The sequence below is a fragment of the Neorhizobium sp. DAR64872/K0K18 genome (genome assembly GCF_050500175.1).
Taxonomy (GTDB): domain Bacteria; phylum Pseudomonadota; class Alphaproteobacteria; order Rhizobiales; family Rhizobiaceae; genus Neorhizobium; species Neorhizobium soli.
Map to the genome: position 1 here is coordinate 2,173,009 of NZ_CP191446.1, position 14,346 is coordinate 2,187,354.

The 14,346-nt window shown below is 60.2% G+C and carries 14 protein-coding genes; 10 read left to right on the forward strand and 4 right to left on the reverse strand.

The features are described 5' to 3' along the window. Positions 1-11 precede the first annotated feature (11 nt). A complete protein-coding gene (locus ACQY1P_RS16155) occupies positions 12-2,822 on the reverse strand; it encodes a bifunctional diguanylate cyclase/phosphodiesterase (protein WP_430254369.1) in 2,811 nt (936 codons plus the stop codon). A 369-nt stretch (positions 2,823-3,191) separates the two neighbouring features. Here ACQY1P_RS16155 and ACQY1P_RS16160 point away from each other — a divergent pair, with 369 nt between their 5' ends. The 5 genes from ACQY1P_RS16160 to prmB all read left to right on the forward strand — a co-directional run bounded on the left by ACQY1P_RS16160 (position 3,192) and on the right by prmB (position 8,974). Beyond that, positions 3,192-3,809 carry a 50S ribosomal protein L25/general stress protein Ctc gene (locus ACQY1P_RS16160; protein WP_062455789.1) on the forward strand — a complete coding sequence of 206 codons (618 nt, stop codon included), beginning with the start codon at positions 3,192-3,194 and terminating at the stop codon, positions 3,807-3,809. Between the two features lie 219 nt (positions 3,810-4,028). Further along, entirely contained in the window at positions 4,029-6,413 is a 2,385-nt protein-coding gene (locus ACQY1P_RS16165; RefSeq protein ID WP_430254371.1) for a putative bifunctional diguanylate cyclase/phosphodiesterase, read from the forward strand. Positions 6,414-6,441: 28 nt separating this feature from the next. Continuing rightward, entirely contained in the window at positions 6,442-7,206 is a 765-nt protein-coding gene (locus tag ACQY1P_RS16170) for a substrate-binding periplasmic protein (protein WP_249406393.1), read from the forward strand. Between the two features lie 108 nt (positions 7,207-7,314). Next, a complete protein-coding gene (gene pth, locus ACQY1P_RS16175; protein ID WP_062455780.1) occupies positions 7,315-8,043 on the forward strand; it encodes an aminoacyl-tRNA hydrolase in 729 nt (242 codons plus the stop codon). 1 nt (position 8,044) lies between these two features. Next, positions 8,045-8,974 (forward strand): 50S ribosomal protein L3 N(5)-glutamine methyltransferase, encoded by a 930-nt coding sequence (gene prmB / locus ACQY1P_RS16180; RefSeq protein WP_430254373.1) that lies wholly within the window; start codon positions 8,045-8,047, stop codon positions 8,972-8,974. A 12-nt stretch (positions 8,975-8,986) separates the two neighbouring features. Here the strand turns inward: prmB and clpS are convergent, their stop codons facing one another. Further along, a complete protein-coding gene (gene clpS, locus ACQY1P_RS16185) occupies positions 8,987-9,295 on the reverse strand; it encodes an ATP-dependent Clp protease adapter ClpS (protein WP_062455774.1) in 309 nt (102 codons plus the stop codon). 284 nt (positions 9,296-9,579) lie between these two features. On the opposite strand from clpS, the gene ychF reads away from it, so the two are divergent. From ychF to ACQY1P_RS16200, 3 genes are read left to right on the forward strand one after another with little or no spacing between them, the layout of a single operon-like run. Beyond that, entirely contained in the window at positions 9,580-10,683 is a 1,104-nt protein-coding gene (gene ychF, locus ACQY1P_RS16190; protein ID WP_113167710.1) for a redox-regulated ATPase YchF, read from the forward strand. A gap of 27 nt (positions 10,684-10,710) precedes the next feature. Next, positions 10,711-11,181 (forward strand): MaoC family dehydratase, encoded by a 471-nt coding sequence (locus tag ACQY1P_RS16195; RefSeq protein WP_430254375.1) that lies wholly within the window; start codon positions 10,711-10,713, stop codon positions 11,179-11,181. Then, positions 11,178-11,645 (forward strand): MaoC family dehydratase, encoded by a 468-nt coding sequence (locus tag ACQY1P_RS16200; protein ID WP_430254377.1) that lies wholly within the window; start codon positions 11,178-11,180, stop codon positions 11,643-11,645. The genes ACQY1P_RS16195 and ACQY1P_RS16200 overlap by 4 nt, the downstream gene beginning before the upstream one ends. A 5-nt stretch (positions 11,646-11,650) precedes the next feature. Here ACQY1P_RS16200 and ACQY1P_RS16205 read toward each other — a convergent pair whose 3' ends face one another. After that, positions 11,651-12,265 carry a LysE family translocator gene (locus ACQY1P_RS16205; RefSeq protein WP_062455763.1) on the reverse strand — a complete coding sequence of 205 codons (615 nt, stop codon included), beginning with the start codon at positions 12,263-12,265 and terminating at the stop codon, positions 11,651-11,653. A gap of 101 nt (positions 12,266-12,366) precedes the next feature. Further along, on the reverse strand, positions 12,367-12,909 hold the full coding sequence (locus tag ACQY1P_RS16210; RefSeq protein ID WP_062455760.1) for an adenine phosphoribosyltransferase: 543 nt from the start codon (positions 12,907-12,909) through the stop codon (positions 12,367-12,369). A gap of 436 nt (positions 12,910-13,345) precedes the next feature. Here ACQY1P_RS16210 and ACQY1P_RS16215 point away from each other — a divergent pair, with 436 nt between their 5' ends. Further along, entirely contained in the window at positions 13,346-13,843 is a 498-nt protein-coding gene (locus tag ACQY1P_RS16215; RefSeq protein WP_092660363.1) for a Csu type fimbrial protein, read from the forward strand. Positions 13,844-13,906: 63 nt separating this feature from the next. Then, entirely contained in the window at positions 13,907-14,335 is a 429-nt protein-coding gene (locus ACQY1P_RS16220) for a fimbrial biogenesis chaperone (protein WP_184653556.1), read from the forward strand. The last annotated feature ends 11 nt before the right edge of the window (positions 14,336-14,346 follow it).

The following is a 14,346-nucleotide window of genomic DNA, read 5'->3' on the forward strand; positions in this document are numbered from 1 at the left end:
TTCCGCGATCTTCAGGCAGCGTTCTGGTTGGCCGAGCCCATCTCTGACCCAGACTGCGGGTTCGGCTGATCTTCCATCGGCATCGGCCGACCGAGAAGATAGCCCTGCACTTCGTGGCATCCTTCCCGCCGCAGAATGTCGAGCTGGTTCACCGTCTCGACACCCTCCGCGAGAACCGGGATCTGCAGGCCCTGCCCCAAAGCCAGAATTGCTCGCACCATGGCCGTTGCCTGCTCGCTGCGGTCCACTTCGGTCAGGAAGCTCCGGTCGAGCTTGATCTTGTCGAACGGGAAGGAGCGCAGCGTCTCCAGCGACGAATAGCCGGTCCCGAAATCGTCGATCGCAATCGATACGCCCAGCGCCTTGATGGAGCGAAGCGCATTCATCGCCCGCTGCTTGTCGCTGATGATCGAGCTTTCGGTGATTTCAAGCTCGAGACGGCTTGGTTTCAGACCGGTTTCCAGAAGCACGGTATGGACCAGCGCCGGCATGTCGGCATGGGCGATCTGCACCGGCGACAGATTGACCGCAACCTTGTAGTCATTCGGCCAGTTCGCCGCCTCCCGGCATGCTTCGCGCAGAACCCACGCTCCAATCGGCAAGATGGCGCCGCATTCCTCGGCAACCCCGATGAAATCTGCCGGCGAGACATTGCCCCGCTCCGGATGGCTCCAGCGCAGCAGGACCTCGTAACCAGTGATCTCATCGGTCGCGACCGATTTCTGCACCTGGTAGTGCAGCCTGAGCTGATCCTGCTCGATCGCCGTCCAAAGATCCTCCGCCATCTTGGTTCGGTCGCGGGCGGCCTCGTCCATCTCGATGTCGTAGAAGCAGATGTCGCGCGAGAGCGAGCCCTTAGCGCGGTACATGGCCAGGTCAGCGTTCGCGATCAGCGCATCGGGGGATGCCCCGTCATGCGGGTAGAGCGCGACACCCATGCTTGCGCCGGGACTGAGACGATGCACCTCGATCTGGATCGGCTGCCCGAACGCATCCGACAATCGGTCGAGGAACTCGGACACTTCGCCCAAATCCCCGTAGCGCTTCACGGCCACGAATTCGTCGCCGCCGAACCGGGCAAACATCTCGTGCGGCCGCACGATCGAATTCATCCGCTCGGCAATTTCCTTGAGCACGGCATCGCCGGCCGCGTGCCCGAACTGATCGTTGATCTGCTTGAACTTGTTGAGATCGATGCCGACGACCGCAACATGCCCGCCCTCGCTCTCCGCGTTACGCACCTCGGCTTCGAGATATTCCATCAGGGCCGGACGGTTCGGAAGCTGCGTCAGGCTGTCATGCTTCGCCATGAAGGCGATCTTTTCCTCCGACCGTATCCGCTCGCTGATATCCTCGAATGTCGAAACCCAGCCGCCCTGATCGAGATAGCTGAAATCGATCCGTATCGTCCGATCGTCGCTCAGTCGGTGAAGAAGGGCTTCCTGCCTGGAATTGATGGCTGCGATGTTGCGCTGGTAATGCTGTTCTGCCCGTGCTTCCGCCTCCGCCGCGTTGGCAAACGAGGTCCTGTAGCCAAGAGCCACGATCTCGCGGTATGTCATACCCGGCTTCAGAGCGCCTTCCTCAAACCGAAAAATCTGGCCATAGCGCCGGTTCGTCAGCACCAACCGCTGCTCGCGATCGAACAGGCAGATCCCCTGCGCCATGTTCTCAAGCGCCAGATCCAGGTTCTGCGTCACGGAGGCGATCCGGTCGGTGTCCTGTCTCTGACGGGTGATGTCGCGCGTGATCTTGGCGTAGCCGGCAAGCACGCCATCGTCGTCGAGGACGGGCTGGATCACCACATGTGCCCAGAACCAGCTCCCATCCTTGCGGTAGCGCCGGCCTTCCGCCTCGAACAGACCGGTTGTGCGCGCTGTTGCGAGCGCCTGTTCCGGCAGACCCCGGGCTTGTTCTTCATCCGAATAGAAACGTGCAAAATGCTGGCCAATGATCTCGTCGGCCCTGTACCCCTTGGCACGCTCTGCCCCTGCATTCCAGCTGGAGACGGCGCCCTCGGGTGAAAGCATGTAGATCGCGTAGTCGGTCACCCCGCGCACGAGCATCTGGAAATTGGCTTCGCTGGCCTTCGAGGACCGCGCCGCACGCCCGGTGATGGTGGCAACGGCCAGGCCCGACCCGATCAGCGACAGCGAGACGGCAATGATCGTTGCCAGCATCAGCGGCTTCGACAGCATCCCGTCTTCAGGCAGGATCCCGAAACCCGGGACAAGCGTTGCCGCGCCCATCGCGATGAAATGCATAAAGACGATGCCGAGCGACAGGAGACCTGCAGCAATAATGTTGTTTGCAAGGCCTCCCTTCAGGATCATGAGAAACGCCGTCGTCGACATGACGATCGCGGTGACGATGGCAGCGATGACCAGTGGCTGCGACCAGACGATCAGGCCGCCGAACTCGATCGCCGCCATGCCGGTAAAATGCATGCAGGAAACGCCGGTACCGAATACCAGGCCGGCGGCCACAGCGCCGGATTTGCCGGTAAACAGCACGGCAAGCAGTCCCGCCGCAAATGTCGCGAGAAATGCAATACCAAGCGACAGCAGCGTCAGCGACAGATTGAATGTGAAGAGCTGGCCCGGATCGTAGGCGAGCATGGCCACGAAATGTGTTGCCCAGATCCCGAAGCCCCCTGCTCCGCCGGAGACGATCACCCAGCCGTAGCGGCTGCGGTCGTTTGCCTGTCGTGCCCGGGCGGCAAAAACCACGGTTCCCGCATTCGCAATGAAGCAGAGCGCCCCCGCCACGACGACGAGGAAGAGATTGTGCTCATAGGCCAGACAGGACAGAACAGCGTACATGTTAGATCTTGGTCTCCGGAGTTAACACCGTCTTGACCCTCACAATTTAACAAATTCGGTCGCCCGGACCTCGCATTTATCGAATCTCGCTAATTTCGAATGAACGTCATTAATGGATGGCAAAACGGCACATACCGGAAGTTTCATATTGGCCACGCGGGTATCTGGCGGTAGGTAACGACGACGACCGGTTTGCAGAGCCAACCACGCCGCAGATCCCTTGCGTCTCCTGCCCTGATGGACTATAGGGACCCCGTCCGCGTAGACACCCTTGGAGGCAACGCGGATGGAGAGCGTCGGACGATGCCCTCCGGTTTGACGCGGCACTGTCCGCGAAGAACTCTCCAAACAACCTCGAAAGGAATTGCCATGAGCAAGGAAACTTACGTGCTCAAGGCCGAGGCGCGCGAACGGGTCGGTAAGGGGTCCTCCCGTGAACTTCGCCGCAACGGTTTTATCCCTGCAGTCATCTATGGTGACAAGCAGGCTCCTCTGTCGATCGTGCTCAACACGAACGAAGTCACGAAGCGCATTCACGCTGGCGGTTTCATGACCACCATCGCGACGATCGAATTCGACGGCAAGAAGATCCAGGTCCTCCCGAAGGACTACCAGCTGGATCCGGTCCGCGACTTCACCATGCATGTCGACTTCCTGCGCGTTTCGGCCAAGACTGAAGTCAACGTCGAAGTACCGGTACACTTCGAAAACGAAGACAAGTCGGCCATCAAGCAGGGCGCCGTTCTGAACATCGTCCGTCACACGGTCGAGTTCCATTGCCCGGCCGACCAGATCCCGGAATTCATCACGGTTGATCTGACCGACGCCAAGATCGGCGACAGCCTCCACATCTCGGCCGTTAAGCTGCCGAAGGGCGTGACACCTGTCATCACCGACCGCGACTTCACCATCGCGACGATCGTTGCACCTGCTGCAGGCGTCGAAGAAGAAGAAGCGACTGAGACTGCGGCTCCTGAAGCCGAATAAGACATTTTCGTCTTGTCTTTCTGAGAGCCCGCCTTCCAACGAAGGCGGGCTTTTACGTTTTCCGGTCAGGATTACGTAACCCTCTTTAAGATCCGCTTCGCTTTACTCTTCCCGGCTTCAGTAAAGCTTAATCAATGGCTGGAATTATCCGGCCAATTACTGTGTTGGGGAACACGCAGTCGGCGGCTAACACCGACTACAAGCAGGCGGGGAATACGGGTGGCTCATTCCGTTGAGAGTCGGTTCATAGCCATTATTTCGGGCGCGCTTCTGGCCGTCGTCGTGCCGTTGTTCACGCTGCTTTTGGCGTTGTCATCGCAGCAGGCGGTTCGGGCGCTCGAAGAGCATGTCGACATCGTTCTGGCGACGAACTCGCAAGCGCTTGCCAAGCCCCTCTGGGATCTCGATACCGAAAGCGTTCACCAGATCGCCGTCGCCATGGTGAAAGATCCGACCATCTACGCGGTTCGCGTCACCGACACGACGGGCAAACTGAATATATCGGAAGTCACGCCGCAAGAGATATCCCTGAGCGACCTGACGATCCGCTCACAGCCCATCACCTACATGTCGAACTACGGCGCTCGCGTTGTCGGTAAGGTCAGCGTCAGCATCCCGACAATCGGCTGGTTCTCGAAGCTTCACGAATTCGAGTTCGCCTTCATCTCGATCTTCATCATCGCCATCCTGACCGTGTTCGGCGCCGCCATTCTCGGCAACCGCGTGATGGTGATCAAACCTCTTCTGCGTTTGACCGCCGCAATCGAAGCGACCCGTCGCCTCGGTTCTCGTCACCATGTCGACTGGCGCTCCACCGATGAAATGGGACGCCTGGCCAAGAGCTTCAACGAGATGCAGACCCTTCTCGAACACGAGGAGCGCGAGCTGAAACTGGCACATCGCAAGACGACGCAGACCTACAATCTCACGCCGGCCATGCTGTTTTCGCTCGACGCCGACGACAGGATCGCCGCCGTCAGCGACTACTGGCTCGTTGCGACCGGGTACAGCCGATCTGACATATTGAACCTGCCCTTCTGCGAACTGGTGATGCCGGAAGACCGCAGCCTCTACCACAACAGGAAATCGCAGGTGCGATCGCGCGGACCGGCGTTCGAAGTCACCGTGCGCTTCATCTGTCAGTCCGGCAAGACGATGAACGTCCTTATCGCGGAGACCGAACTCGGTTCCGCGGGCGACGGCGAGACCGGCTCGCTGAGCGTGATGACCGACGTCACCGAGCTCAAGCAGTCAGAAATCCGCAACTATCAGCAGGCCATTTCCGATCACCTGACCGGTCTTCTCAACCGTCAGGGATTCGAGGCGGCGCTTGAGCAGAAAATCATCGAGGCGGATCGCAACGGAACCGACATCGCCTGTCTGTTCGTCGATCTCGATCGGTTCAAATCGATCAACGACAATCTCGGTCATGCGGCCGGCGATCTCGTGCTCGGCCAGTTCGTCGAGCGGATGCTGCCGCTTTTGGGCGACCACGATGCGGCATCGCGCCTGGGCGGCGACGAGTTTGCCATTCTTCTGTGTGGCGAGGGGTCGGAACGGCGCGGCACCGAGCTGTGCCAGAGAATCGTCGAGTTCTTTGACGTTCCATTCCGCATCGAGACCAACAGCGTGCGCCTTAGCGCCAGTATCGGCCTTGCCTTCTACCCTGACCATGCCGCAAGCGGCGCCGAGCTTTTGCAGAAGTCGGATCTGGCCATGTATGCCCGCAAGCGCGATGGCAAGAACGGTGCGCAGGTCTATAATTCGGCCATCCTCGACAAGACGCGGGAACGTGCCGAAATCGAGACCGACATCGAAGCAGCACTTGCCGCCAACTGGTTCGAGGCGCATCTCCAGCCGATCGTGGATATCAGGACCGGCGCCTGCAACGGCTTTGAAGCGCTCATGCGCATGCGCCATCCGCGCAAGGGGCTTGTTCCTCCGGGCGCAATCGTCAGCGTCGCCGAGGAAACCGGTACGATTGGCCAGATCGGCAATCTCATCCTTGAGGACGCCGTCGCCAATCTTGCCCGCATCTCCCGGATACCGGGCATGTCTGACACCTATGTCGCCGTCAACGTATCGCCGCTGCAATTCGATGCCAGCCTTCCCGTCAAGCTGTCAACCTTGCTCGGCCGCTACGCAATCCGCCCGTCCCGACTGGTCATCGAGATCACGGAGGCCGTGCTGATGCATGACAATCCGGAAATCCGCAGGCTGCTCGACGAGATCCGCAACATCGGTTGCCGCATCGCGCTTGACGACTTCGGAACCGGCTATTCCTCGCTCAGCTATCTCAGCCGTTTCCCGGTCGATATCGTTAAGATCGACCAATCCTTTATCCGGTCTCTCAACAATGGCGACGATGATATCGATCGTCGAAACAAGATGCTGATCGAAGGCATTGCCGCGATCTCGCACAAGATGAACTGCCATGTCGTCGCCGAAGGCGTCGAAACCGAATATCAGCGTTCGACACTCATCGACATGGGCATCGAATACGCTCAGGGTTACTACTTCGCACGACCGCAAGCGATCGGCGATGTCCTTACGATGTTGAACGCCGACCGAAGCGGCGACCGAATTGATTCTATTGCAAGCTGAAATCCCGGCCCTCGATGTGGAGCAGCAGATGTCCTCGATCAGGTGTGGCATGACAAGCGCAGCACTCGTCGTGCTTGCTCTCGCTGCAACAATCGGACCGTGGTCTTGCCTGCAGGCGCACGCCGCAGACAGGCTCCAGCTCAAGACAGAGCCCTATGCACCCTTCAGCTACCGTGATCAGAACGGTCGCTATGGCGGCGCGGGCATAGACCAGATCGATGTCATCATGCGGCAAGCGCAGATACCCTATGACGTTGAAATGATCCCTTGGGCGCGCGCCATCGCGCTCGCCGAGACCGAGCCAATGACCTGCGCCTTCTCGGCAGCGCAGACAGCGGACCGCAAGCCGCGGTTCAAATGGGTCATGACGATCTCCGTGAACCATACGATCCTGGTCAAGCGGGCGGGCTCGTCGATCCACGCCACGACGCTCGATGAGGCGAAGAGCTTTCTGATCGGAACCCATCGGCTCGATTTCACGGAAGACCTTCTGAAATCGATGGGATTTGCGAACCTCGATCTCAGCGCCGATTTCGACACGTCGCTACGCAAGCTCGTCCGGGGCCGGATCGACATGATGCCCATGTCGGAAGGCGTCTATCAGAGGCTGAAGAACAATGGCACCGACGTCGAGAGGGTGGTTCCCCTCTCCGAGGAGAAGCTCGGCATTGCCTGTCAGAAAACAGTCCCGGACGCCTTGATCGCTAAAATGCAGGCCGCACTCGACAGCATGATCCGTGATGGCCGCCAGGACACGATCTACCGGCGCTACGGCCTCAAGGCCGAACACTGAGCAAGCGATCAGCGGTGCCAATCAGTCGGCAAGGACGAAACCGGGTTGACTTCCGTTCCGTTTCGGGGTGGTGAGACCACATCCTGTACGAAAATTCGGACGCACTTCATGTTGATCATTGCGGGTCTCGGCAATCCCGGCAGCAAGTACTCCGGCAATCGCCACAATATCGGCTTCATGGCGCTCGACGCCATCCAGCGGCGGCCGGGCTTTTCGCCATGGGCAAAGAAGTTCAAGGCCCTCATTTCCGAGGGCGAGCTTGCCGGCGACAAGGTTCTGCTGATCAAGCCGCAGACCTACATGAACCTGTCGGGCGAAGCGGTCGGCGAAGCCATGCGCTTCTACAAGCTCGGGCCTGAAAATATCATCGCGATCTACGATGAGCTGGATCTTGCGCCCGGCAAGGCGCGCATCAAGACGGCCGGCGGACATGGCGGTCACAACGGCATCAAGTCGCTCGACGCCCATTGTGGCAAGGATTACCGCCGCCTGCGGCTCGGCATCGGCCATCCCGGCGCCAAGGAATTCGTCAACAACCACGTGCTCGGCGATTTCGACAAACTGGATCAGGCCTGGTTGCCGCAGCTTCTCGATGCGCTCGCCGACAATGCCGAAATGCTGGTGAAGGGCGAGGATTCGCAGCTGATGAACAAGCTCGCCCTTGCCGTCGGCAGCCAGCCGGACGAGGACGAAAAGCCGAAGCCCACCCCGAAGGCGCCAAAACCAGCGGGCAAGAGCCATATCCACCAGGCGCGCGGCGGCATGAAACCGAACATCCCGGCCACCGGCCCGATGGCCGACATGCTGAAGAAACTGTTCGGCGACAAGGACAAGTAAGATGACACCAGATATGACCGCTCTCACGACCGAACTCGTCACGCTGCGCGATTACTGGCGCTATGCAATCTCGCGCTTCAACGCCGCCAATCTTTCCTTTGGCCACGGCACCACGACGGCGAGCGACGACGCAGCCTTTCTGCTGCTCGATACGCTCGACCTGCCGATCGACGCGCTCGATCCCTTTCTCGACGCCCGCCTCCTGCCGGCCGAGCGCAGGCTTCTCGCAGAGCGTATCGAGGCCCGCGTCACGACCCGCAAACCCTCCGCATATCTCACCGGCCGCGCCTATATCCAGGGCGTCCGGTTTCTGGTCGACGAGCGGGTCATCGTGCCACGCTCGCATATCGGCGAGATCCTGTTTCGCGAATATCTCGGTCCGAACGGATCGTCCTTCCTGCCCGACCAGATGATGGTCGAGACTGCTGTGGACATCTGCACGGGCTCCGGCTGCCTCGCGGTGCTGGCCGCCAAATTCTTCCCCAACGCCGCCGTCGATGCGGTCGATCTGTCGGCCGACGCGCTGGAAGTGGCAAAGCTGAATCTTAGGGAACACGAGGTCGAACAGCAGGTGAGCCTGCATCAGGGCGATCTCTTCCAGCCGCTCGCAGGCCGGAAATACGACCTGATCATCACCAACCCGCCCTATGTCGATCACGACGCGATGGATGGTTTCCCGGCGGAATTCCGTGCCGAGCCTTCGATGGCGTTCGATGGCGGTGTTGATGGTCTCGATCTGGTGCGGACATTGCTGGCAGACGCCGCAAACCACCTCAATCCCGAAGGCGGCATGATCTGCGAGATCGGCTCCGGGCGCGAAATCCTCGAGGAGGAATTTCCGGGTCTCGACTTCGTCTGGCTGGAAACCGAGGAATCGCAGGACGCGGTGTTCTGGATCTCCGCCGAAGCGCTCGGCGTCACCGCGGACTGAGCCGACGACCGCCTATTCTTCCGGCTCGGTCGTGAACATCAGCGGGAAACCGGCTTCCTTGGCGAGATCGATCGCCTCGGTCGCCTTGGTCTCTGCAATATCCTTGGTGCATACGACCACGACCGCCACACCCATCTGGTGGGCGGTCATCATCACCCGCCGGCCCGTATCCTCGCTCATCCGGAACACGGCTTTCAGAACCATGGTCACGAATTCGCGTGGCGTATAATCGTCGTTGACGAGCATAACCTTGTAGAGCTTCGGCCGCTCCAGCTTGGGCTTTGTCGTCGTCTTCGGCGTGAGGGTGGTGTCTCCGGCCATCCGCATCTCCTGATGACGTTCGCCATGCTCAAACAGCAATGATTGTATGCTGGCTATATCGCACCGACGGGTCGGAAATTCAAGCAACTGCGGTGATTTGCCCGATTGGGACCGGTGGGTCTGATTTGTGTTTGCATCGCAAGCCGACGTCTCGTTTCCGAATTCTGTTTTGCGTCGTTACCAGCGTCCCCGCCGCCTCCCCCAAGCCGCCAACCCTTGACCGCCCGGCCTGTTTCCCCCATAGCCACGGCAACGAACAATTCTAGTCAGACGGGGTCCGTCCCATGGGTTTCAAATGCGGTATCGTCGGCCTGCCGAATGTCGGCAAGTCCACGCTCTTTAACGCTCTCACCAAGACTGCAGCGGCGCAGGCTGCCAACTATCCGTTCTGCACGATCGAGCCGAACACCGGCGAAGTCGCGGTTCCGGATCCGCGCATGCAGCAGCTGGCCACCATCGCCGGCTCCAAGGAAATCATTCCGACCCGTATCTCCTTCGTCGATATCGCCGGCCTCGTGCGTGGCGCCTCGAAGGGTGAAGGTCTCGGCAACAAGTTCCTTGCCAATATCCGCGAAGTCGATGCCGTCGTGCACGTGCTGCGCTGCTTCGAAGACGACGACATCACCCATGTCGAAGGCCGCATCAATCCGGTCGGCGATGCCGAGACGATCGAGACCGAGCTCATGCTCGCCGACCTCGAGAGCCTGGAGCGTCGCGTCGAACAGACCCGCAAGCGCGCCAAGACCAACGACAAGGAATCCGTGGCTCAGCTGCCGGTCATGGAAGCGGTCATCAAGCTGCTCAACGAAGGCAAGCCGGCCCGTATTCTTCTGAAGACGCTGGCAGCCGACGACATCGAGATCCTCAAGGAACTCAACCTTCTGACCTCGCATCCGGTCCTCTACGTCTGCAACGTCGCCGAAGGCGATGCCGTCGATGGCAACGAGCACACAAAGGCCGTGGCCGCGATGGCCAGCGAACAGGGTGCCGAATGCGTCATCATCTCGGCCGCCATCGAGTCCGAAGTCGCGCAGCTGCCGGAAGACGAAGCCAAGGAATTCCTCTCGGCCCTCGGCCTTGAAGAAGCAGGCCTCGACCGCCTGATCCGCGCCGGTTACAATCTCCTTCACCTGATCACCTATTTCACGGTCGGCCCCAAGGAAACCCGCGCCTGGACCATCGTCCGCGGCACCAAGGCACCGGCTGCTGCCGGCGTCATCCACACGGATTTCGAACGCGGCTTCATCCGCGCCTTCACCATCGGCTTCGACGACTACGTCGCCTTCAAGGGCGAAGTCGGCGCCAAGGAAGCCGGCAAGGGCCGCGACGAAGGCAAGGAATATGTCGTAAACGACGGCGACGTGATCCACTTCCGCTTCAACACCTGATCGGGAACCCGCGGAGGCGCGAACGAGATGATGGAAATCGAATATCACTTCGAGGACTTCACCCCGGATCGCACCTTCCCGCTCGCGAATAAGCTTGTGACGGCCGAGGAAATCGTCGAGTTCGCTTCCGAATTCGACCCTCAGCCGATGCATCTCGATGAAGCTGCCGGCCGCGCCAGCATTCTCGGCGGTCTCTCGGCGTCCGGCTGGCATACATCGTCGATGTTCATGCGGATGATGTATGACGGCTGGCTGTCGCTCGCCGCGTCCGAAGGCTCGCCCGGCATAGAGCTGATGGAATGGAAAAAGCCGGTCCTCGCCGGCGACACGCTGTCGGGCCGCTCCACCGTGGCCTCGACCCGCCTGCTCCGCTCCCGCCCGACCATCGGCCTCGTCAACTTCCTGCACGAAGTCACCAACCAGCGCGGCCAGATCGTCATGCGCGGTGAAAACCCGATCATGATCCGGCTCCGAAACGCGGCCGAGGTCACGCCATGAGGCTGATCGAACTCTCTCCCCCCGGCACGCGGATCGAAACCGGCACGCTCCTCTTTACCCCTGAAGACATCATCCGGTTCGCCCGGAAATTCGATCCGCAACCCTTCCATGTGGATGCGGAAGCCGCAAAACACTACGTCTTCGGCGGGCTCTGCGCCTCCGGCTGGCACACCTGCGCCGGTTGGATGAAGACGTTCATGGCCTATTGGACAGCGGAAGTCGCACGCCTCGAAGCCGCCGGCCTCGTCGCCCCCAAACTCGGCCCCTCGGCCGGTTTCAAGTCGCTGCAGTGGCTGAAACCCGTCTATGCAGGCGACCGCATCACCTATTCCGTGACCCTGATCGAATCGCGCCCGCTCGGAAGCCGCCCCGGCACCTTCATCAACCTGACGGAAAATGACGGCGTCAACCAACACGGCGAGACGGTGATGCGCTACGAAGGCACCGTTCTCGAATTCACCTGACACCACTATCGCACGGCAACAGCAGCAACGCCCGCCCCCACCATCACCGCTCCGCAGCCCCGGTTGACGCGCCGCAGAACCGCTGGGCGCTTCAGTGCTGCCCTCGCCCGCCCGGCAAGAACCACGTGGCCGCCGATCACCAGAACCTCGACGGCGACGATGACAAGCGCCAAAACGCCGGCCTGCTCCATCGTGAGATTGGGTCCAACGACGTTGGGCAGGAGCGCTATGTAAAAGAGCGGCATTTTCGGATTGCCGAGATTGAGAAGGACACCGGTCGCAAATGTCGCCACCAGCCCCGACCGGCCCGTTACCACGGCATGATCGGCCGGAACCGGCTCGGCAAACCACAACCGCACGCCCATCCAGACCAGATAGGCAGCCCCGGCATAGCGCAGCACCGTCATTGCCATGCCCAGCTCCTCCGCCACCAGCGACAGGCCGAACACGGCGAGGAACAGAAAGATCAGGATGCCGGTGACCGTTCCGGCTCCGTAGGCGATACCGGCGGCCGCACCGTGCGACACCGTACGGGCCATGATCGTCACATTGTCGGGTCCGGGACTTGCCGCGAAAACCAGAAACGCGGCGGCAAAGGCAGTCAGGCTTGCGATATCCATGGCCGTCTCCCCGAGGCTCCGGTCAAGTCCGGAACGGGTGAAGGATATCGCCTCCGCCGCCGGTCGCAATCCTCAAAACCGGCGGCATTTGCGGATTTTCGTTAGTGCCCTTCGAATTCGATCAGCGTGCGCACTTCGACGCCGAGGGCTTCCAGCTTTTTGCGGCCGCCGAGTTCCGGCAGGTCGATGACGAAACAGGCGGATACGATCTCCGCACCCATCTGGCGCAGCAGCTTCACCGCACCTTCGGCCGTGCCGCCGGTCGCGATCAGGTCGTCGGTCAGGATGACTTTCTCGCCGGGCTTGACCGCATCGACATGCATTTCCATCTCGTCGACGCCGTATTCGAGGCTGTAGGCCACGCGCACGGTCTCGTGCGGCAGCTTGCCCTTCTTGCGGATCGGCACGAACCCTGCCGAGAGCTGGTGCGCCAGTGCACCACCGAGAATAAAGCCACGCGCCTCGATACCGGCCACTTGGGCGATGGACATGTCGGCATAAGGTTTCACCAGATCGTCCACCGCCTGACGGAACGCCTTGGCATCGCCAAGCAGCGTCGTGATGTCGCGAAAGATGATACCTGGTTTCGGGTAATCACGGATGGCACGGATGGAGGCGGCGAGTGTGTCGTCACGGGAGGACATTGGGGCGGGAGCCTTGTTTGTTGTTCGTTGCTAAAGGAAAGCAATAGGCAGCTGCGGTCGACATTGTCCAGATCAAACCGCGCACTACCCGCCGACCCAACAGTGCCCCCAGCGACGCATTCTCGTCCGCCGTCTCTTCAGCCAAAACCGATCTGAGTATTCACCGCAATCGATACCTGCACTCTCGACATTCCGCCATCCATTAGAAATTACGAATAAGTAACCTGTCGCCCGGCCCTCGCATTACGCGCTGGCTCGTTTGAATGCGGAAGATCGATTTTCCGATTCATCATCACTTTATTTGATTTAGAGTAAATTAGTTACTTGTGAAAGAAACGGCATTAATGTTTCGTTAATAAATTGGGCCGCAGTCTAGGGTTGGCAACATTGCCAATTTCTATCAAAGCGCGAATGATCGCGCCCATTGAGGTCCTTCATGACGAAGACAATACTCGCGACGATTTTCGCCGCTACAGCCCTTTCCCTGACGTCCAGCGCCGCATTTGCCCAGACACTGGATGCCAACATGGATGTCTCCATGACCGTGGCTGCCGAATGCACGCTGGCCACTGATCCGGTAGCCTTCGGCAATCAGGCCCTGATCGATGTAGCCGTCGAGGTCCCCGGAAACATGACCGTGCAATGCACGGCGAATGCGCCCTATCAGATACAGCTTGGTGTGGGCAATGGCGCCCTGGCAACCGTTGAAACCCGCTTTATGACAGGCGTAGCCAACGGTGGTCTGGCGACCTATACGGTTCACCAGGGCTTGGCGACCGGCCCGATCTGGGGCGCCACCCTCGGTACGAACACGCTTGACGGCACCGCGACTGGCGCAGCAGACGTCATTCCGTTCACGGCAGTGCTTGCAGCGAACCAGAGCGTCCAGGCTGATACCTACGCCGACGTCTTGATCGCAACGATCAACTACTAAGCACGAACCTTTCGGCAAGCTCGGCGGCGCGGCGTGTCGCTAACCTAAAATAAGGATGACAAGATGATCTCCATGCGCTTCATGGCAGCGAGCCTATTCGCGTGCCTGATAGCCGGCGGTGCCGGAGCAGCTGCACTGCGGGTTTCTCCGATCAATTTGGATCTGAAAGCCTCTTCCCCCACGGGAACGGTTCGGGTGTGGGAAGACGGGTTGCGGCCGGTCAAGGTGCAGGTGCGGGTTTTTCGCTGGACGAAGGTCAATGGCAAGGATCGCCTGGATCCCACCACGGACGTGGTTGCCAGCCCCCCGGTCACCACGCTGAAGCCTGGTACTGAGAACTCGATCAGAGTTGTCCGTGTCAGCAAGAAGCCGATTGTCGGAACAGAGTCCTACCGGCTTCTGATCGATCAGCTGCCCGAGGCCGGGCGAAAGACCCCCGGTCAGGTCAGCGTCATGATCCGGCATTCGATCCCCGTTCGGTTTACCGACTAGGGGGTCGGTCG

Bases quoted from the DNA above. Each gene is read 5' to 3' on its own strand.
- ACQY1P_RS16155 (WP_430254369.1), bottom strand. From the start codon at position 2,822: ATGTACGCTGTTCTGTCCTGTCTGGCCTATGAGCACAATCTCTTCCTC.
- ACQY1P_RS16160 (WP_062455789.1), top strand. From the start codon at position 3,192: ATGAGCAAGGAAACTTACGTGCTCAAGGCCGAGGCGCGCGAACGGGTC.
- ACQY1P_RS16170 (WP_249406393.1), top strand. From the start codon at position 6,442: ATGTCCTCGATCAGGTGTGGCATGACAAGCGCAGCACTCGTCGTGCTT.
- pth (WP_062455780.1), top strand. From the start codon at position 7,315: ATGTTGATCATTGCGGGTCTCGGCAATCCCGGCAGCAAGTACTCCGGC.
- prmB (WP_430254373.1), top strand. From the start codon at position 8,045: ATGACACCAGATATGACCGCTCTCACGACCGAACTCGTCACGCTGCGC.
- clpS (WP_062455774.1), bottom strand. From the start codon at position 9,295: ATGGCCGGAGACACCACCCTCACGCCGAAGACGACGACAAAGCCCAAG.
- ychF (WP_113167710.1), top strand. From the start codon at position 9,580: ATGGGTTTCAAATGCGGTATCGTCGGCCTGCCGAATGTCGGCAAGTCC.
- ACQY1P_RS16195 (WP_430254375.1), top strand. From the start codon at position 10,711: ATGATGGAAATCGAATATCACTTCGAGGACTTCACCCCGGATCGCACC.
- ACQY1P_RS16200 (WP_430254377.1), top strand. From the start codon at position 11,178: ATGAGGCTGATCGAACTCTCTCCCCCCGGCACGCGGATCGAAACCGGC.
- ACQY1P_RS16205 (WP_062455763.1), bottom strand. From the start codon at position 12,265: ATGGATATCGCAAGCCTGACTGCCTTTGCCGCCGCGTTTCTGGTTTTC.
- ACQY1P_RS16210 (WP_062455760.1), bottom strand. From the start codon at position 12,909: ATGTCCTCCCGTGACGACACACTCGCCGCCTCCATCCGTGCCATCCGT.
- ACQY1P_RS16215 (WP_092660363.1), top strand. From the start codon at position 13,346: ATGACGAAGACAATACTCGCGACGATTTTCGCCGCTACAGCCCTTTCC.
- ACQY1P_RS16220 (WP_184653556.1), top strand. From the start codon at position 13,907: ATGATCTCCATGCGCTTCATGGCAGCGAGCCTATTCGCGTGCCTGATA.